The sequence below is a fragment of the Pseudomonas sp. B21-021 genome (genome assembly GCF_024749205.1).
GTDB lineage: Bacteria > Pseudomonadota > Gammaproteobacteria > Pseudomonadales > Pseudomonadaceae > Aquipseudomonas > Aquipseudomonas paraglycinae.
In genome coordinates, this window is record NZ_CP087192.1 from 4,770,874 (window position 1) to 4,789,441 (window position 18,568).

Sequence of the window (18,568 nt, forward strand, 5' to 3'; positions counted from 1 at the left end):
TCGAGCGGCTAAAACTTGACTCACAATTCAAGTTTTAGCAAGCCCTATGCCTGAGTATATTCCTGCGGTACTGCGCCATGTAGCGAAAAACACGGCGCATAAGGCGACTGAATGATTCAGCTGCTTGGGGTTTCAGGGTCACGCTTGCGCTTGTTGCCCATACGCACGCCGATATCCATCAGGAACTGGAAGAAACCTTCCTGATCTTCCAGCACATTGCTCCAGAACGGCGAGTGATACAGCGCCACCGCGCCGTGCACCAGCGCCCAGGAAGCGCAGTAATGGAAGTACGGCGGCACGTCCTCAAGCTTGCCTTCGCTGATGCGGCCCTTGATGAGCAGCGTCAGGCGTTCGAAGTTCGAGGCACGGATCTTGTGCAGCTCCTCGACCATCTCGGGCACCTGATTGCCCTTGACCACCTTCTCTTCCAGGCGATCGAACAGGCGATAGCGCTGCGGGTCGCGCATGCGGAATTCAAAGTAGGCACGGGACAGCGCTTCCTTGTCCTTGTCGACATCGGCCGAGTGCAACAGCTCGTTCAAGTCGCGCTCGTAATCGAGCATCAGGCGCAGATAGATTTCGGCCTTGGACTTGAAGTGCTTGTAGATCGTGCCTTTGCCGATACCCACGGCATCAGCAATCATCTCGACGGTGACACTGTCTTCACCTTGTTCGAGGAACAGCTTGAGCGCGGTATCGAGAATTTCTTGCTCGCGGCGACGAAACTCACGGACCTTACGAGGTTCTTTGTGCATAAGAAAAGGTCTGTAGGGGTCAAAATTCGAAGCCGCGTATTATGCCTAACTTGCGCAAAAATGCACGGATCATCCGACCATATCTGTGTTTCTTGTTCATTTCACGAACGTTTCGGGGGGAATGAGAACATAACCGAAGCGAACGTATTCCAAATTTGTTTAAAAACCCCGGCCGGCCAACTGGACTCGGCGCCAGACTGATCAATACTTGAACTGTCGGGCGACATCTCCCCCAAGTGTCGCGCCGGTAAAGGTACCAAGGGACCGCGTGCCTTTGTTTTACTCCTAATGGTCTTAACCCGGATTCACCCCCAGAACCCGGGTTTTTTTTGCCTGCGATTCAGGCTTTTACATTCGCAAGCGGAAACAGTCGCTTGAAATTCTCGGTGGTCTGCTCGGCAAAACGCTCGTAGTTCTCGCCGCGCAGCATCGCCAGAAACTCTGCCACTTCCCGCACGTATTGCGGCAGGTTCGGTTTGCCGCGATACGGGATCGGCGCCAGGTACGGCGAATCGGTTTCCACCAACAGGCGATCGGCCGGAACCTTGCTCGCTACATCGCGCAGTGCGTCGGCATTGCGGAAGGTGACGATGCCCGACAGGGAAATGTAATAACCCATGTCCAGCGCCGCCTTGGCCATGTCCCAGTCTTCAGTGAAGCAATGCAGCACACCGGCCTGGGACAGCGCGGCTTCGCGCAACAACTCAAGGGTGTCGGCGCGGGCGCCACGGGTGTGGATGACCACCGGTTTGCCAGTCTGCTGTGCTGCATGCAGGTGCAGACGGAACGATTCCTGCTGCAGTTCGGCGGCTTCCGGCTCGTAGTGATAGTCCAGACCGGTTTCACCGATCGCCACCACTTTCGGGTGATTGAGCTCATGCAACAGCCAGTCCAGCGCCGGCGCCGCGCCCGGCTGCACATCCAGCGGATGCACGCCGACCGAACAATCGACGTCGTCGTAACGCTCGGCGAGGGCTTTGACATCGGCCGCGTTGTCGGCGCTGACGCCGATGCACAGGAAGTGTCCGACCCCGCGCTGACGGGCCGCATCCAGCGCGGCATCCAGGGAACCGTCGTGAGCGGCGAGGTCGAGGCGATCAAGGTGACAATGGGAATCTACAAGCATAAAAAGGGCTGCAACTTACATCGTATGAGTGGGACGGTCGGACTTCAGGGCTCCGGCCAGATGAGTTTCGATGCGACTGCGCGCGGTGTTGTCGCCATCGTTGAATTGCACGCCGACGCCCGCTGCGCGGTTGCCTTGGGCGCCTTTGGGGGTGATCCAGGCCACTTTGCCGGCCACCGGAATCTTCTCTGCCTCGTCCATCAGGTTCAGCAACATGAACACCTCATCGCCCAACTTGTAGCTCTTGTTGGTCGGGATGAACAGGCCACCATTCTTGATGAACGGCATGTAGGCGGCGTAAAGGACCGACTTGTCCTTGATGGTCAGGGACAAGATGCCGTTGCGCGGCCCCGGGCTGACAGGTTCATTCATGTTGACCTCCACTGCTGATGTTCAGAGTCTAGGTACACATTCTTATCTTTGGCCAGGCAAGCTCGCCCATTGCACCAGCAACGCTTCCAGCAGCAACGCCGCATTGAGGTTGGCCTTGCTCAGGACTTTCTGACGCTGGGCGAGGATCCAGTCCTGAATATCCAGCACTTTAGGCTGAGCACTTTTCTGCGCCAGGTACTGCACGACCTTGCGCATGTCGGTCAGGCCGAGGCCTGCTTCATCCTGGGTCAATTGATAGCGCAGGATCAGGCTCGACCAGTCGCAGAACCAGTCGAACAGACGCAGCATCGGAATGTTTTTCCACTCTTCGGCCAGTTGCGTCGGCGATTGCTGCTGCTTGAGCAGCTTCTTCACGCCTTCGACAACCTGCGCACGCTGTTCACGCACGCCCTGCCCCTGCAACGTGACGGCGGCCAACGGTGAGCCGGCGGCCAGAGTCAACAGTTCGACCCGTTCGTCTTCGGAACATTCCGGCAGTGCCTGAGCCAGCCATTGCAGGCTCATGGATTCGCTCGGCAGCGGGCAAGCCTGCTGCACGCAACGACTCTTGATGGTCGGCAGCAACCGGCTCGGCTGGTGGCTGACCAGCAACAACACGGTATCGCCGGACGGCTCTTCAAGGCTCTTGAGCAAGGCGTTGGCGGCGTTGATGTTCATCGACTCCACCGGCTCGATCAGCACCACCTTGCGCCCGCCCAGTTGCGCGGTCTGCACCACGAAACTGACCAGATCGCGCACCTGGTCGACCTTGATCGCCTTGTCCGCTTCTTCCGGTTCGAGGATGTAATTGTCCGGGTGGCTGCCGGCCTTGAGCAGCAGGCAGGATTTGCACTCGCCGCAGGCTTCAGGCGTCGGACGCTGGCACAGCAGGCTGGCCATCAGCCGCTCGGCCAGCGCGCATTTGCCGATACCGGCCGGGCCATGCAACAGATACGCGTGGGCGTGCTGAGTGCGACCGGCCAGTTGCTGCCAGAGGCTGTCCTGCCACGGATAGGCCTCAGCCACGGCTCAACTCCAGCAAGTTCGGAATCAGCGTATCCAGCGATTGTTGAACCTTGGCCAACGGCTGACCGGCGTCGATCCGCACGTAACGCGCCGGATCGGCTTCGGCGCGCTTGAGGAAAGCACTGCGTACGGCCTCGAAAAACTCACGGCCTTCCAGCTCGAAACGATCCAGACGACCCCGAGCGCTGGCCCGGGCCAGGCCGATTTCCACCGGCAGATCGAAAATCAGCGTCAGGTCGGGACGCAAATCGCCCTGCACGAAAGTCTCCAGCGCCGCGATGCGCTCCAGCGACAAGCCGCGACCGCCGCCCTGATAGGCGTAAGTAGAATCGGTGAAACGGTCACACAGCACCACCGCACCACGGGCCAGCGCCGGGCGAATGACTTCAGCCAGATGCTGGGCACGGGCGGCGAACACCAGCAGCAGCTCGGTGTCCGGGTTCATCACTTCGTCGACCGGGGCCAGCAACACCTCACGAATGCGCTCGGCCAGCGGCGTACCGCCGGGCTCGCGGGTCAGCACCACTTCGATACCGGCGGCGCGCAGGCGCTCGGCGAGGTATTCGCGGTTGGTGCTTTTGCCGGCGCCTTCCGGGCCTTCCAGGGTAATAAACAAGCCAGTCACAGGCAGTCCTTAATCAAAGTCATTGCGTGTTTTGGGGAGCGGAGGCTTCCGGTTCCGGCGTCGGCGCAGGCTCTTGAACAGGCGGCTGCGGCAACGATTCCGGTGCAGTATCGGGTGAAGCGGCAGGAATCGCCTCCTCGGCTGCCGGCGCGGCCTCGGGCGCGGTCGCAGGCGCCGGGCTCGAGCGGTAATCCGCGCGCCGCTTGAGCTGGTACTCGCGCACCGCATTGTTGTGCGCATCCAGATCATCGGAGAACACGTGGCTGCCATCACCACGGGCAACAAAGTAGAGGCTGGTGCCATCCACCGGGTTGAGTGCGGCGTGAATGGCTTCACGTCCGACCATGGCGATCGGCGTCGGCGGCAGACCCGGAATCATGTACGTGTTGTACGGCGTGGCTTCCTTGAGATGCGCACGAGTCAGCTTGCCGTTGTAGCGATCACCCAGGCCGTAGATCACCGTCGGATCGGTCTGCAGCTGCATGCCCAGCGCCATGCGCCGCACGAAGACGCCGGCAATCTGGCCACGTTCCTGAGGCACGCCGGTTTCCTTCTCCACCAGCGACGCCATGATCAGCGCCTGATAGGGCTCGGTGTAAGGCACGTCGGCGGAGCGTTTTTCCCACTCCTTGGCCAGCACCTCGTCGAGGCGGTCGAAAGCCTTTTTCAACAGTTCGGTATCGGTCACACCGCGCACGAAGCGGTATGTGTCGGGGAAGAAGCGGCCTTCAGGGAACAGGCCCTTGTGACCGATTTTGGCCATCACATCACTGTCGCTCAGGCCGTTGAGGGTCTGCTCGATCTTTTCATCTTTGGCCAGCGCGGCGCGCACTTGATGGAAGTTCCAGCCTTCGACCAGGGTCAGGCTGTACTGAACCACATCGCCACGTTTCCACAGGTCGATCAGGCCGTTGACGGTCATGCCCGGCTGCATGCGGTATTCACCGCTGTGAATCGGCGTGCCGGCCAGGTTGAAACGCCAATAGACCCGCAGCCAGAAAGCGTCCTTGATGACGCCATCGGCTTCGAGTCCAAGAAAAGTACGGGTCGGGGTGGATCCCTTGGGCACATCCAGCAGTTCTTCCTGCGTGATGTTCAGGGGCTGTTCCAGTGCCGAATGAATCTTCCAGGCGCTGGCGCCCAACAGCAGCCCTGCCAGAACCAGTCCGGTTTCCAGCAGCAGCAAAAGTTTACGTCTCACGAATCAGGCATCCAGTAGCGCGCGGGCAATGGTTTGCAGTTTACGGGTGAGCGGGCCAACCGGCCAGCTCAGAGCAGCACAGGCGCGTACCGGCCAGACGCCATACACGCTGTTGCAGACAAAGACTTCATCGGCCCATTGCAGCTGTTCCAGGGGGATGTCGGTGATTTGCACGGGGATGCCCAGGGACTCGGCCTGAAACAATATTTCTGCGCGCATCACACCGGCCACGCCGCAGCGTTTCAGGTCCGCCGTGATCAGCACACCGTCACGCACCAGGAACAGATTGCTGAACACGCCTTCGATCACCCGACCGGCCTGGTCGAGCATCAAACCTTCGACATGCTCAGTGTCCTGCCATTCAGCGCGGGCAATGACCTGTTCCAGTCGATTGAGGTGTTTGAGCCCGGCGAGCAACGGCTGCCTGGACAGGCGCGTGCTGCACGGAAACAGGCGAACGCCCTGCTCGGCGTGGGCCGCTGGATAAGCGGCGGGAGGATTGCCTTGCAGAATGCGTCGGCCCTGCGCCGAAGGATCCGGCGCATAACCGCGCAATCCGTCGCCACGGGTGAGGATGAGCTTGAGCACGCCCTCGCCCATTGCGGCGGCATAGGATTGCAGCTCATGGCGAACCTGCTCGATGTCGGCTGCGATGGCCAGACGCGCACAGCCATCGGCCAGTCGCGTCAGATGCCGATCCAGCAGCAACGGCTGACCGCCACGCACGGCGATGGTCTCGAACAGACCGTCGCCGTAAGCCAGGCCGCGATCTTTCAGCGACAGAGCGTCAGCCGGCAGACCGTCGACCCAGCAGTCCATCAGCCGGCGAACCGACGGAACGCCAACGTGCCGTTGGTGCCGCCAAACCCGAACGAGTTGGACAGCACGACATCGATATCCATGTTGCGCGCGGTATGCGGCACGAAATCGAGGTCGCAGCCTTCGTCCGGCTCATCGAGGTTGATGGTTGGCGGCGCCACCTGGCTGTTGATCGCCAGCACGCTGAAGATCGCCTCGACCGCGCCCGCCGCACCCAGCAGGTGACCGGTCATGGACTTGGTGGAGCTGACCGCCAGCTTGTAGGCGTGATCACCGAACACCGACTTGATCGCGTTGGCTTCAGCGAGGTCACCGGCCGGGGTCGAAGTGCCGTGGGCGTTGATGTATTGCACTTGATCGACGTTGATCTTCGCATCGCGCAGCGCATTGGTGATGCAGCGCGCGGCACCAGCGCCGTCGGCGGGTGGCGAAGTCATGTGGAAGGCGTCGCCACTGGTGCCGAAACCGATCAGTTCGGCGTAGATGGTCGCGCCACGGGCCTTGGCGTGCTCGAGTTCTTCGAGCACCAGGGCACCGGCGCCGTCGGACAGTACGAAACCGTCACGACCCTTGTCCCACGGACGGCTGGCGCGGGTCGGCTCGTCGTTGCGGGTCGACAGCGCACGGGAAGCACCAAAGCCGCCCATGCCCAGACCGCACGCGGCCATCTCGGCACCGCCGGCAATCATCACGTCGGCTTCGTCGTACATGATGTTGCGCGCCGCCATGCCGATGCAGTGCGTACCGGTGGTACACGCTGTGGCGATGGCGTAGTTAGGCCCCTGTGCACCCAGGTGGATGGACAGGAAACCGGAAATCATATTGATGATCGAGCCAGGCACAAAGAACGGAGAAATCCGGCGCGGGCCAGTCTCGTGCAGGGTGCGGCTGGTTTCTTCGATGTTGGTCAGACCGCCGATACCCGAACCCATGGCCACGCCAATGCGTTCACGGTTGGCATCGGTGACTTCCAGACCGGCATTGCGTACGGCTTGAAAGCCGGCCGCCAGACCGTACTGAATGAACAGGTCGAGCTTGCGCGCTTCCTTGACCGACAGGTATTCCTCGACATTGAAGCCCTTTACCGAGCCGCCAAAGCGGGTGGAATAGGCAGAAAGGTCGGTGTGTTCGATCAGACCAATGCCACTGCGGCCAGCCAGAATGCCCTGCCAACTGCTCGGCACATCCGTGCCCAGTGGCGACAACATACCCATACCGGTGACTACGACGCGTCTACGCGACACAGCACTCTCCTTTTTCAAATGACGACTTTGCATCAGGCCTAAAGAAAAAACCGCACGCCATGATGGCAGTGCGGTTTTTCCATGACAGCAAGCAACGATTACAAACTATTACGCCTGGTGGCTAGTAACGTAGTCGATTGCAGCTTGTACAGTAGTGATCTTCTCAGCTTCTTCGTCAGGGATTTCGGTCTCGAATTCCTCTTCCAGAGCCATCACCAGCTCAACGGTGTCAAGGGAGTCGGCACCCAGGTCTTCTACGAAGGAAGCGGTGTTGACCACTTCTTCTTCTTTAACACCCAGTTGCTCGGCAACGATTTTCTTGACGCGCTCTTCGATGGTGCTCATACCTTGTTTTCACTCCTAATGGACAAATTCAGGCAGCTGGCCAGTGGGTAAGTGTATAGAAAGACTTTTCAGCTTTTCAACTGAAAGCTTCACTCCTCAAACCCTGCGGCCCTCTGCCTATAAATAGATTGCAGCTTTATAACGGATTTTAGACAGCTCGTATGACATTTTTTTGAAGCAATCCGTCACATTTGAATTACATGTACATCCCGCCGTTAACCGGGATTGTAGCCCCGGTCACGTATGCCGCACCGTCGGATGCAAGAAAAGCGACCACGGACGCGATCTCTTGAGCTTGTCCCAGACGGCCCAGCGGAATCTGCGTCTGCAAGGCTTCACGCTGTGCTTCAGGCAGCTCGCGAGTCATATCGGTGTCGATGAACCCTGGGGTTACCGAGTTGACCGTAATCGAACGCGAACCGACTTCACGCGCCATGGCACGGCTGAAACCTTCCAGACCGGCCTTGGCGGCTGCATAGTTTACTTGGCCAGCGTTGCCCATGGCACCCACCACCGAGCCAATACTGATAATTCGGCCCCAACGCGCCTTGGTCATGCCGCGCAGAACGCCCTTGGACAGGCGATACAGACTGTTCAGGTTGGTATCGATCACGTCGTACCACTCGTCGTCTTTCATGCGCATCATCAGGTTATCGCGGGTGATGCCGGCATTGTTGACCAGAATCGCCACCGGCGCACCGAACTGCTCCTGGATGCTCGCCAGCACTTTGATAACCGATTCGTCGCTGGTGACGTTCAGTTCGAAACCTGCGCCCTGAATGCCGTTTTCCTTCAGGGTCGCAGCAATGCGCTCGGCGCCCGAAGCGGAAGTCGCGGTGCCAACAACGATGGCGCCCTGACGACCCAGTTCCAGTGCGATAGCCTGGCCGATGCCACGGCTTGCGCCGGTGACCAGTGCAACTTTACCTTGCAGACTCATGCAAGCTTCTCCTGATTCAGACAGCCGCTGCGCGAGCAGCAGCGAAAGCGTCTGGGGTATTGAGGTTGGAAGTCGAAACGCCTTCGGCGCAACGTTTGTTCAGACCGGCCAGCACCTTGCCAGGACCGCACTCGACCAGGTTGGTCGCGCCTTTGGCGGCCAGAGTCTGTACGGACTCGACCCAGCGTACCGGCTTGTAGAGTTGCTCCAGCAGATCACGCTTGAGGGTTTCCAGATCCGCCGGCACCTGGGCGCTGACGTTCTGTACCACAGGGATCTGCGGCGCCTGCCAGTCGATGGCAGCGATGGATTCGGCGAAGCGCTCGGCGGCCGGGCGCATCAGCTCGCAGTGCGACGGCACGCTGACCGGCAGCGGCATGGCACGCTTGGCGCCACGAGCCTTGCAGCCTTCGATGGCGCGCTCAACGGCAGCCTTGGCACCGGCGATCACCACCTGGCCCGGGGAGTTGAAGTTCACCGCGCTGACCACTTCGCCTTGCGCCGCTTCGGCACAGGCAGCGAGAACATCGGCATCTTCCAGACCGAGGATGGCAGCCATGCCGCCCTGCCCGGCCGGAACGGCTTCCTGCATCAGTTGGCCACGGCGTTCAACGAGCTTTACCGCGTCGGCCAGGCTCAGGCTGCCGGCAGCGACCAGCGCGCTGTATTCACCCAGACTGTGACCGGCAACGAAGGCCGGACGCGCACCGCCTTCCGCCAACCACAGACGCCACAGGGCGATCGAAGCGGTCAGAATGGCCGGTTGGGTTTTGTCGGTTTGATTGAGCAGCTCTTCCGGGCCCTGCTGGGTCAGCGCCCACAGGTCGTAGCCCAGAGCATCGGATGCTTCTTTGAAAGTTTCGAGGATCAGTGGATGTTGCGCGCCCAGCTCGGCCAGCATGCCGAGGGACTGCGAACCCTGTCCTGGAAAGACGAATGCGAGGGAAGCAGACATGTAACAAGCCCCTAATGATCTTGTCGTCGGAAAAATGGCATCCCGCTAGAGGGACGCAAGAAACTGACAGTTGGATGGCCCTTTGAACCGGGCGGTCACATTTAAGCATTGTCCGACGAAAACGCCTAAGACAACAAATCCTCCAGACGGCCGTGCAGGCGTTCGGGAAGATTCTCCTGAATCTCGATCAGCGCTCGCTGAATGGCACTCTGAAACCCCTGAACCCCGGCCGAACCGTGACTTTTCACGACAATGCCCTGCAAACCGAGGAAGCTTGCGCCGTTATGTCGCGCAGGTGCCAGATCAGCCTGCAGACGCTTCATCAATGGCAGCGCCAGTGCGCCGACAGCGCGGGAGGCGAGGTTTTTCTTGAACAAGGCCTCGATGCGCGCAGCGATCATGGTCGCCAGACCTTCGCTGGACTTGAGCAGGATATTGCCGACGAAACCGTCGCAAACCACCACATCTGCCTCGCCGCGATACAAGCCGTCGCCTTCGATGAAACCGATGTAATTGATGCCCCGAGCAGCCTGCAGCAACGTCGCAGCCAGCTTGACCTGCTGATTGCCCTTGATGTCTTCGGTACCGATATTCAGCAGCGCGATACGCGGTCGGGCAATGCCCAGGGTTTGCGCCGCCACCGACCCCATCACGGCAAACTGCAACAGATGCTCGGCGCTGCAATCGACGTTGGCGCCCAGATCGAGCAACTGGCAATAGCCCTTCTGGGTAGGGATCGCGGCGACCATGGCCGGACGATCAATCCCCGGCAGGGTCTTGAGCACAAATCGCGACAGGGCCATCAAGGCACCGGTATTGCCGGCACTGACACAGGCCTGAACCTTGCCGTCACGCAGCAATTCGAGGGCGACACGCATCGACGAGTCCGACTTGCCACGCAGGGCCTGGGCAGGTTTTTCGTCCATGGTGATGACTTCGGACGCCGGAACAATCGTCAGGCGCGCGCGATCGGCAGCCGATTGGCCGGTGATCAGTTCTTCAAGAAGGGAGGGTTGACCGACTAGGGTCAGGTGCAGCGAGGGTGTAGCAGAAAGGCAAGCAAGGCTGGCCTGAACAATGCTGCGGGGACCGAAGTCCCCGCCCATTGCGTCAATCGCGATGACTTGAGCGGACAAGTGATTACTCGTCAGCGCCCTTGTCGATCACTTTACGGCCACGGTATACGCCTTCTGGCGATACGTGGTGACGCAGGTGAACTTCACCAGTGGTTTTTTCTACAGACAGGGTGCTAGCCTCGAGAGCGTCGTGCGAACGGCGCATGTCACGGGCAGAGCGGGATTTTTTGTTCTGCTGAACAGCCATAATTGATTAACTCCTAAACGTTTGGGTCACGCTTTAACTGCGCCAATACACTGAACGGGTTGGACCGCGTTACCTCGTCCTCGCTCGGTTCGGGCTCATCTGCTCCCGCCGGCTGCTGGCATTCTTCCGGATGATGAGCAGGCACAATGGGCAAGGCGAGCAGAAGCTCCTCCTCGATCAGTGACTGCAGATCCAATGGATCTTCGCCCAGTTCCAGCACGTCATAACCTTTCGGTAACGACTGGGTATTCGCACCCTCCTTCACAACAGCGTAACTGCATTCGCTGTGGATCGGCAGGGTGACCAGCTCAAGACAACGCTGGCAAACCATTTTGACTTCGGTGTCGATAAAGCTGTGGATCACCACAGATTTACGTTCATCTCGTTCAAAAACGAATTTTGCCTGCACCGTACCGACATCGTCGGAAAGCGGGTCGCAGAGTCTCTTCAAATCGGCCAGCAGCAGTTCACCTTGAAGGGTGGTGCCACGGTCAGCCAATTTGCGCGGGTCAACGTGAGGTGGAATCGGGTCATTCAACATAGGCGCAGCATTATAGGGATGCACCCACCCATGTCAAAGGAAATTGTGCCCTGTCCGTCACTTGCGCGGCTCCGCTAGAATCTGTCGCCTGCCTCTGGAGATGCGAATGCTGCCTTTATTACTCGCTTCAAGCTCGACCTATCGTCGGGAATTGCTCAGCCGCCTGCGCCTGCCGTTCGTCTGCAGCTCGCCGGATATCGATGAAAGCCATCGCCCGGACGAGTCGGCAATCGAGCTGGTCAAGCGCCTCGCCGAACAAAAGGCCCAAGCTTTGGCCGACAGCCACCCTGCTCATCTGATCATCGGCTCCGACCAGGTTGCGGTACTCGGCGAGCGCATCATCGGCAAGCCGCACACCTTCGAAAACGCCCGCGAACAACTGATGGCCGCCAGCGGCGCCAGCGTGACCTTCCTCACCGGCCTGGCCCTGCTCAACAGCCACACCGGCCACTGCCAGGTCGACTGCGTGCCTTTCACCGTGCACATGCGCGTGCTGGACCAGACCCGCGTCGAGCGCTACCTGCACGCCGAGCAGCCCTACGACTGCGCCGGCAGCTTCAAGGCCGAAGGACTGGGCGTGAGCCTGTTTCAATCCACCGGAGGCCCGGACGCCACCAGCCTGATCGGCCTGCCGCTGATTCGCCTGATCGACATGCTGTTGATGGAAGGCGTACAGATTCCCTGACCCACAAAAAACCGGCCCTCAGGCCGGTTTTTCTTGCAGCATTCGATCAGCGCAACGACGGGCCGTTGAAACCCATCCACATTGCCAGTTTCTCGGCAACGCTGGCACCGAGCTTCTTCGAGAAGCGGTCGAACGGCGATTCCTGAACGGTGAAGTCCACCAGTTCCTTTTCGCCAATCACGTCACGCGCCACCGAACTGGCATTGCCCAGACCATCGATCAAACCCAGTGGCAGCGCCTGCTCGCCAGACCAGACCAGCCCGGAGAACAGCTCCGGATGCTCTTTGTCTTTCAAGCGATCGCCACGCCCCTGCTTGACGCTATTGATGAACTGCTTGTGCGTGGTATCCAGCACACTTTGCCAGAACGCCGTCTCTTCCGGCTTTTGCGGCTGGAACGGATCGAGGAACGCCTTGTGCTCGCCGGAGGTGTAGGTTCGACGCTCGACACCAAGCTTCTCCATGGTGCCGACAAACCCATAACCGGCCGCTGTCACACCAATAGAGCCCACCAGACTGGCCTTGTCGGCATAGATCTGATCAGCAGCACTGGCGATGTAATAGGCACCGGAAGCGCCCAAGTCGGAAATCACCGCGTACAGCCTGGTGTCAGGATGCAGGCCGCGCAGACGCTTGATCTCGTCATACACATAACCCGACTGCACCGGACTGCCGCCCGGACTGTTGATGCGCAGGATCACGCCCTTGACCTTCTTATCCTCGAACGCCGCGCGCAGGCTGCCGACGATGTTGTCGGCGCTGGCAGGCTCCTTGTCGGCGATCATGCCGGTGACGTCGATCAACGCGGTGTAGTTGGAGCTGCGCGTAGCGCTCTTCTCCATGTCCATCAACGGCGTGAACAGGATCAGCGCAACAAACAGATAAACAAAGGTCAGCAGCTTGAAGAAGATGCCCCAGCGCCGCGATCGACGCTGCTCCTGCACGCCGGCCAGCAGGGTCTTTTCCAGCAGCTTCCAGCTTTTCGCATCACCGTCGTCGGCAGTTGCCTTGGCCGGTGCTTTCCATTCGTCGGTCATGCCATCCACCCCAGCAAAAACGTATTAAGCCTGCTGCCCCAGCCAGGCGTGCAATTCGGAAAAATGGTCGATCGACAGTCGCGGCTCGAATTGCTGCAGCGATTCGATCGATTGCGCGCCATAACTGACCGCCACCGAATCCATCCCTGCATTGCGCGCCATCAGCAGATCGAAGGACGAATCGCCGACCATCAGCGCCTGTTCGGCACGCACACCGCAATGCGCAAGGATCTGCTCCAGCATCAGAGGGTGCGGCTTGCTTGCAGTTTCATCGGCAGCGCGGGTGATATCGAAATAATCTTCCCAGCCATTGGCCTTGAGCACCCGATCCAGCCCGCGACGATTCTTGCCGGTCGCGACAGCCAGGTGATAACCCTGCTCGCGAAAGGACGCCATCGACTCGACTACGCCTTCGAACAACGGCGAAGGCACGGCTTCTGCAGCGATGTAGTGATCGGCGTAATACTCGCGAAACAAGGTCATTTCGGCATCGCTGATTTCGGGATACAGCGTACGGATTGCCTCGGGCAAGCCCAGACCGATGATGCCTTTGACGGCAAAATCATCACGCAACTCGAAACCTGAACGCCCGGATGCCGAGTGCATTGCCTCGACAATCCGATGAATGGAATCGGCGAGCGTGCCGTCCCAATCGAAAATCAGCAGTTTGTAATCAGATGGGCGCACTCAATCGCTCCACAGTCTTGGCCCACATTTCATCGACCGGCGCCTGCAACTTGAGTTCACCGCCATCGGGCAGCGGCACGGTCAGCATGTAGGCGTGCAGAAACAGGCGCTTGCCGCCCAGATCACGGATTTCCTTACTGAAACCGTCATCGCCATATTTGGTGTCACCGGCAATGCAGTGCCCGGCGTGCAACGTGTGGACGCGGATCTGGTGCGTGCGACCGGTGATCGGCTTGGCTTCGATCAAAGTGGCAAAATCGCCAAAGCGACGCAGGACCTTGAACACGGTCACGGACTCCTTGCCCTCCTCCTCGTCGACTTCGACCATGCGCTCACCGGAGCGCAGATTGCTCTTGCCGAGCGCCGCACGGACCTGCTTGATCGAGGTCGCCCAGTTGCCGCGAACCAGGGCCATGTAGCGTTTGTCGACGCCGTCACCGCGCAACGCGGCATGCAAGTGACGCAACATGCTGCGCTTCTTGGCGATCATCAGCAGGCCGGAGGTATCACGATCGAGACGGTGAACCAGCTCGAGCTCCTTGGCATCGGGACGCAACTGACGAAAGGCTTCGATAACGCCGTAATTCAGGCCGCTGCCACCGTGAACCGCAATGCCGGCGGGCTTGTTGATCACGATCAGGGCCTTGTCTTCGTAGACAATCGAGGCTTCCAGGCGCTGCAACAGGCCTTGGGCCAGAGGTACCGGTTCGTCACGCTCAGGCACGCGCACGGGCGGCACGCGCACGATGTCGCCGGCCTGCAGCTTGTATTCGGGCTTGATCCGACCTTTGTTCACACGCACTTCGCCTTTGCGCAAAATGCGGTAAATCAAGGTCTTGGGCACGCCTTTGAGCCGGGCGAGGAGGAAATTGTCGATTCGTTGGCCGGCATATTCCGGCGAGACCTCAAGCAGTTGAACGCCTGGAGTCGAAGGGGCAGTAGTCGTCATGGCGCCGATGATAACAATTTTTTATGGAATTGAAGCACTTAATCATTGCTGCTATAGTCGCGAACGCCGCCAAAAGCGGCCTGGACAGCGGAACCACGGTCAAAAACCGGCCCTGACCAACGCAATTCACCAGGACGCGAGGCCGTCCTACGGGGCTTTTGCTACGTAACGGTGGAGTTTGCAGCTGTAACAAGCGCAGGTGACATGAGGCCTGAATCACGCCGCAAAGCAGAGTTTTGACTCGCCACGCGAGCCATATTCACGGCCAGTTCACAAAGTGCAGTCAGCCGCGGATGACCCCGAGCGAAGACTCCGGAAACACCGCCTGAATTAGCCATGATGCGTGACCTCCCCTTTCGGAGCTCACGGTAAATGCCAACCCGCTGCGGATTCTGCGCGCGGCAGCACCCGAATTATCAGGGATACGTGTAGGGTGGAGATGCACAACCGCTGGACTGTGTAGCAACAGGCTTTATCAAGACGCTTCATCTCGTCCACAGCCACCGGTTGATTCCTCCTCCTGACTGAGTGCTTAAGTAGCCACAGCAAGCAGGACGCGTACGTCGCGATAACGGCCCAATTGGCCGGACATCGCTGGACACGGGAATGGCCAACCACTCCCGACGCACCTGACACCGACCGTGAGAAGTCGTGTGTGCCGAACGCCGTTTCCGGCAGCCCGGAAACCGACGGTACTACATGAAAAGAATGCTGATTAACGCAACTCAACCCGAAGAGTTGCGTGTTGCACTGGTAGATGGCCAGCGCCTCTACGACCTGGACATCGAATCCGGTGCACGCGAGCAGAAAAAGGCCAACATCTATAAAGGCCGCATCACTCGCATCGAACCAAGCCTTGAGGCTGCCTTTGTCGATTTCGGCTCCGAGCGCCACGGCTTCCTGCCCCTCAAAGAAATCTCCCGCGAATACTTCAAGAAAGCCCCTGAAGGCCGCGTCAACATCAAGGACGTCCTGAGCGAAGGCCAGGAAGTCATCGTTCAGGTCGAAAAAGAAGAACGTGGCAACAAGGGCGCAGCCCTGACCACCTTCATCAGCCTGGCCGGTCGTTACCTCGTTCTGATGCCGAACAACCCGCGTGCCGGCGGCATCTCCCGTCGCATCGAAGGCGAAGAGCGCAACGAACTGCGTGAAGCGCTGAACGGTCTGGTCGCTCCGGCCGACATGGGTCTGATCGTGCGCACTGCCGGCCTTGGCCGCAGCAGCGAAGAAATGCAGTGGGACCTCGATTACCTGCTGCAACTCTGGACCGCCATCAAAGAAGCCTCGCTGGATCGTTCCGCGCCATTCCTGATCTACCAGGAAAGCAACGTGATCATCCGCGCCATCCGCGATTACCTGCGCCAGGACATCGGCGAAGTGCTGATCGACAGCGTTGAAGCCCAGGACGAAGCCCTGACCTTCATCCGCCAGGTGATGCCGCAGTACGCCAGCAAGATCAAGCTGTACGAAGACAGCGTTCCGCTGTTCAACCGTTTCCAGATCGAAAGCCAGATCGAGACCGCTTTCCAGCGCGTCGTCGAACTGCCGTCCGGCGGCTCCATCGTCATCGATCCGACCGAAGCCCTGGTGTCCATCGACATCAACTCGGCGCGCGCCACCAAAGGCAGCGACATCGAAGAAACCGCCCTGCAGACCAACCTTGAAGCAGCCGAAGAAATCGCCCGTCAGTTGCGCCTGCGCGACATCGGCGGCCTGATCGTCATCGACTTCATCGACATGACCCCTGCCAAGAACCAGCGCGCCGTGGAAGAGAAAGTCCGCGAATGCCTGGAAGCCGACCGCGCTCGCGTGCAGATCGGTCGCATCTCGCGCTTCGGCCTGCTGGAAATGTCCCGTCAGCGCCTGCGTCCTTCGCTCGGCGAAAGCAGCGGCATCGTCTGCCCGCGCTGCAGCGGCACCGGCATCATCCGTGACGTCGAATCGCTGTCTCTGGCGATCCTGCGCCTGATCGAAGAAGAAGCCCTGAAAGACCGCACCGCCGAAGTTCGCGCTCAAGTGCCGATCCCGGTAGCCGCGTTCCTGCTCAACGAAAAACGCAACTCGATCACCAAGATCGAACTGCGCACCCGCGCCCGTATCGTCATCCTGCCGAACGATCACCTCGAAACCCCGCATTTCGAAGTTCAGCGTCTGCGTGACGACAGCCCGGAAGCCGCGACCAACCAGTCCAGCTACGAAATCGCTGCCGCTGCCGCCGATGTCGAAGACGTCCAGCCAGCCGCCGCGACCCGCACCCTGGTTCGCCAGGAAGCCGCGGTCAAGACGGCTCCGGCCCGCGCCAACGCTCCGGTTCCGACCGAAGTCGCCGCTCCGGCCCCGGCACCTGCTCCGGTTGCCGCGCCAGAGCCAAGCCTGTTCAAAGGCCTGGTGAAGTCGCTGGTCAGCCTGTTCGCCACCAAGGAAGAGCCAGTTGCTCCGGTTGTGGTTGAAAAACCAGCCACCGAGCGTCCGGCCCGCAACGAAGAGCGTCGCAACGGTCGTCAGCAGAGCCGCAACCGTAACGGTCGCCGCGATGAAGAACGCAAGCCGCGCGAAGAGCGTGCACCGCGTGAAGAGCGCGCCCCACGTGAGCCGCGTGAAGAGCGTCAGCCGCGCGAACCACGTGAAGTCCGCGAGCCGCGCGAATCCCGTGACGAAGCACCGGTAGCCCGCGAAGAACGCGCACCGCGCGCACCTCGTGAAGAACGTGCACCACGTGCTCCGCGTGAAGATCGCAAGCCGCGTGGCGAGCGTGAAGAACGCGTACGTGAACTGCGCGAACCTCTGGATGCCGCTCCAGCCGTTGCTGCCGCCGCCACCGCTGAAGAGCGTCCGGCCCGTCAGCCGCGTGAAGAACGTGCGCCACGTCCTCCGCGTGAAGAGCGTCAACCGCGTGCCGAACAGGCCGCTGCTGCCGTCGCTGAAGAAGAAATCACCACCAACGAAGAGCAACTGCCGGAAGACGGTTCGGAGAACGCCGAAGGCGATCGTCCACGCCGCCGCTCCCGTGGTCAGCGTCGTCGCAGCAACCGTCGCGAGCGTCAGCGTGATGCCAACGGCAACGTGATCGAAGGTTCGGAAGAATCCGAGTCCGGCGAAAACGCTCAAGCGCCAAGCACTGCCGATCTGGCCGCTGGCCTGGCTGTGACCGCTGCTGTTGCCAGCACCGTGATCAGCGCTCCGGCTGAAGCTCAGGCCCACGAGCAAGCTGAACGCGCCACCGCTGCCACTCTGGAAACTGCTCCAGTAGAAGCGCCGGTTGTTGAAGCCACCACTCCGGTTGAAGCACCTGCTGCTCCGGAAGTCGAAGTGGCTCCGGTTCGCGAAGCTCAGCCTCAGGTTGAAGCGGCTGCCGAACCAGCAGTGACCTTCGAAGCACCAGCCGTAGTTGAAGAGTCGGTTGTCGAAACCGTCGCTGAAACCGTGACCGAAACCGTGCGTGAAGTTCGCGAAGAACAGACCGCATTCAACTGGGTCGCCGAGCCGGCTGTCGCTGAAACACCAGCGCCAGTGGTTGAAGCGCCTGTCGTTGAAGAAGCCAAGGCTGCCGAGCCAGTAGTTGTTGCTGAACCGGCACCGGTCGTTGAAGCCCCTGTGGTTGAAGCGCCAGTAGTAGCCGAAGCACCAGCGCCAGTGGTTGAAGCTGCTCCGGTCAGCGCCCTGACCCCAAGTGGCCGCGCACCGAACGACCCGCGTGAAGTGCGTCGTCGCAAGCGTGAAGAAGAGCGTCTGCAGAAGGAAGCCGAACTGGCTGCCGCTGCTGCTCCAGTCGCTGCCGAGCCAGTGGTTGCCGAAGTGGTCGAGGCAGCTCCTGCCCCGGTCGCTGAAGAAGCTGCCGTTGAAGCCGTGATTGCCGAAGCACCACGCTCCGTTCAGGAAGCGGTCGAGCAACACGAAGAGGCCCAGGAAAAAGAACACGAGCCTAAACCCCTCGTCTGA

19 protein-coding genes are annotated in these 18,568 nt (G+C 60.2%); 2 read left to right on the forward strand and 17 right to left on the reverse strand.

Annotated elements, in window-relative coordinates; translation table 11 throughout:
• Positions 1-116: 116 nt before the first annotated feature.
• The 14 genes from LOY31_RS21315 to LOY31_RS21380 all read right to left on the reverse strand — a co-directional run bounded on the left by LOY31_RS21315 (position 117) and on the right by LOY31_RS21380 (position 11,272).
• The gene (locus LOY31_RS21315; protein WP_007950805.1) at positions 117-755 is read right to left on the reverse strand and encodes a TetR/AcrR family transcriptional regulator; all 639 of its coding nucleotides are present in this window, start codon (positions 753-755) and stop codon (positions 117-119) included.
• Between the two features lie 340 nt (positions 756-1,095).
• A complete protein-coding gene (locus tag LOY31_RS21320) occupies positions 1,096-1,881 on the reverse strand; it encodes a TatD family hydrolase (protein WP_221533157.1) in 786 nt (261 codons plus the stop codon).
• Between the two features lie 15 nt (positions 1,882-1,896).
• Positions 1,897-2,253, reverse strand: a complete 357-nt coding sequence (locus LOY31_RS21325) for a PilZ domain-containing protein (RefSeq protein ID WP_007950801.1) — start codon at positions 2,251-2,253, stop codon at positions 1,897-1,899.
• Positions 2,254-2,295: 42 nt separating this feature from the next.
• Complete coding sequence (locus tag LOY31_RS21330; RefSeq protein ID WP_258712175.1) at positions 2,296-3,279, reverse strand: DNA polymerase III subunit delta'; 984 nt, start codon at positions 3,277-3,279, stop codon at positions 2,296-2,298.
• On the reverse strand, positions 3,272-3,904 hold the full coding sequence (gene tmk, locus LOY31_RS21335; protein WP_007950797.1) for a dTMP kinase: 633 nt from the start codon (positions 3,902-3,904) through the stop codon (positions 3,272-3,274). Before tmk ends, LOY31_RS21330 begins: the two co-directional genes overlap by 8 nt.
• A 19-nt stretch (positions 3,905-3,923) precedes the next feature.
• Complete coding sequence (gene mltG / locus LOY31_RS21340; RefSeq protein ID WP_221533159.1) at positions 3,924-5,105, reverse strand: endolytic transglycosylase MltG; 1,182 nt, start codon at positions 5,103-5,105, stop codon at positions 3,924-3,926.
• Positions 5,106-5,108: 3 nt separating this feature from the next.
• Entirely contained in the window at positions 5,109-5,924 is an 816-nt protein-coding gene (gene pabC, locus LOY31_RS21345; RefSeq protein WP_221533160.1) for an aminodeoxychorismate lyase, read from the reverse strand.
• The gene (gene fabF / locus LOY31_RS21350) at positions 5,924-7,168 is read right to left on the reverse strand and encodes a beta-ketoacyl-ACP synthase II (protein ID WP_007908259.1); all 1,245 of its coding nucleotides are present in this window, start codon (positions 7,166-7,168) and stop codon (positions 5,924-5,926) included. Before fabF ends, pabC begins: the two co-directional genes overlap by 1 nt.
• Before the next feature lie 108 nt (positions 7,169-7,276).
• Complete coding sequence (gene acpP / locus LOY31_RS21355; protein ID WP_003175607.1) at positions 7,277-7,513, reverse strand: acyl carrier protein; 237 nt, start codon at positions 7,511-7,513, stop codon at positions 7,277-7,279.
• Positions 7,514-7,709: 196 nt separating this feature from the next.
• Positions 7,710-8,453 carry a 3-oxoacyl-ACP reductase FabG gene (gene fabG / locus LOY31_RS21360; protein WP_221533161.1) on the reverse strand — a complete coding sequence of 248 codons (744 nt, stop codon included), beginning with the start codon at positions 8,451-8,453 and terminating at the stop codon, positions 7,710-7,712.
• 16 nt (positions 8,454-8,469) lie between these two features.
• A complete protein-coding gene (gene fabD / locus LOY31_RS21365; RefSeq protein WP_007950787.1) occupies positions 8,470-9,408 on the reverse strand; it encodes an ACP S-malonyltransferase in 939 nt (312 codons plus the stop codon).
• A 125-nt stretch (positions 9,409-9,533) separates the two neighbouring features.
• On the reverse strand, positions 9,534-10,544 hold the full coding sequence (gene plsX / locus LOY31_RS21370; RefSeq protein ID WP_221533162.1) for a phosphate acyltransferase PlsX: 1,011 nt from the start codon (positions 10,542-10,544) through the stop codon (positions 9,534-9,536).
• A 4-nt stretch (positions 10,545-10,548) separates the two neighbouring features.
• Positions 10,549-10,731, reverse strand: a complete 183-nt coding sequence (gene rpmF, locus LOY31_RS21375; RefSeq protein WP_003179396.1) for a 50S ribosomal protein L32 — start codon at positions 10,729-10,731, stop codon at positions 10,549-10,551.
• A 13-nt stretch (positions 10,732-10,744) separates the two neighbouring features.
• On the reverse strand, positions 10,745-11,272 hold the full coding sequence (locus LOY31_RS21380; RefSeq protein ID WP_003204262.1) for a YceD family protein: 528 nt from the start codon (positions 11,270-11,272) through the stop codon (positions 10,745-10,747).
• Positions 11,273-11,378: 106 nt separating this feature from the next.
• Here LOY31_RS21380 and LOY31_RS21385 point away from each other — a divergent pair, with 106 nt between their 5' ends.
• Positions 11,379-11,957, forward strand: a complete 579-nt coding sequence (locus LOY31_RS21385) for a nucleoside triphosphate pyrophosphatase (RefSeq protein WP_258712176.1) — start codon at positions 11,379-11,381, stop codon at positions 11,955-11,957.
• Between the two features lie 46 nt (positions 11,958-12,003).
• On the opposite strand, the gene LOY31_RS21390 is transcribed toward LOY31_RS21385, so the two are convergent.
• Genes LOY31_RS21390 through rluC form a run of 3 tightly spaced genes read right to left on the reverse strand, consistent with a single transcriptional unit; the run spans position 12,004 to position 14,629 of the window.
• Positions 12,004-12,993 (reverse strand): S49 family peptidase, encoded by a 990-nt coding sequence (locus LOY31_RS21390; RefSeq protein WP_085607331.1) that lies wholly within the window; start codon positions 12,991-12,993, stop codon positions 12,004-12,006.
• Between the two features lie 24 nt (positions 12,994-13,017).
• Positions 13,018-13,680 (reverse strand): HAD-IA family hydrolase, encoded by a 663-nt coding sequence (locus LOY31_RS21395; RefSeq protein WP_085607333.1) that lies wholly within the window; start codon positions 13,678-13,680, stop codon positions 13,018-13,020.
• Positions 13,667-14,629, reverse strand: a complete 963-nt coding sequence (rluC, locus tag LOY31_RS21400) for a 23S rRNA pseudouridine(955/2504/2580) synthase RluC (protein ID WP_007950779.1) — start codon at positions 14,627-14,629, stop codon at positions 13,667-13,669. The genes LOY31_RS21395 and rluC overlap by 14 nt, the downstream gene beginning before the upstream one ends.
• A 699-nt stretch (positions 14,630-15,328) precedes the next feature.
• Between rluC and rne the strand changes: the two genes are divergently transcribed.
• Positions 15,329-18,568: a ribonuclease E gene (rne, locus tag LOY31_RS21405; protein ID WP_221533163.1), complete on the forward strand. Its 3,240-nt coding sequence runs from the start codon at positions 15,329-15,331 to the stop codon at positions 18,566-18,568.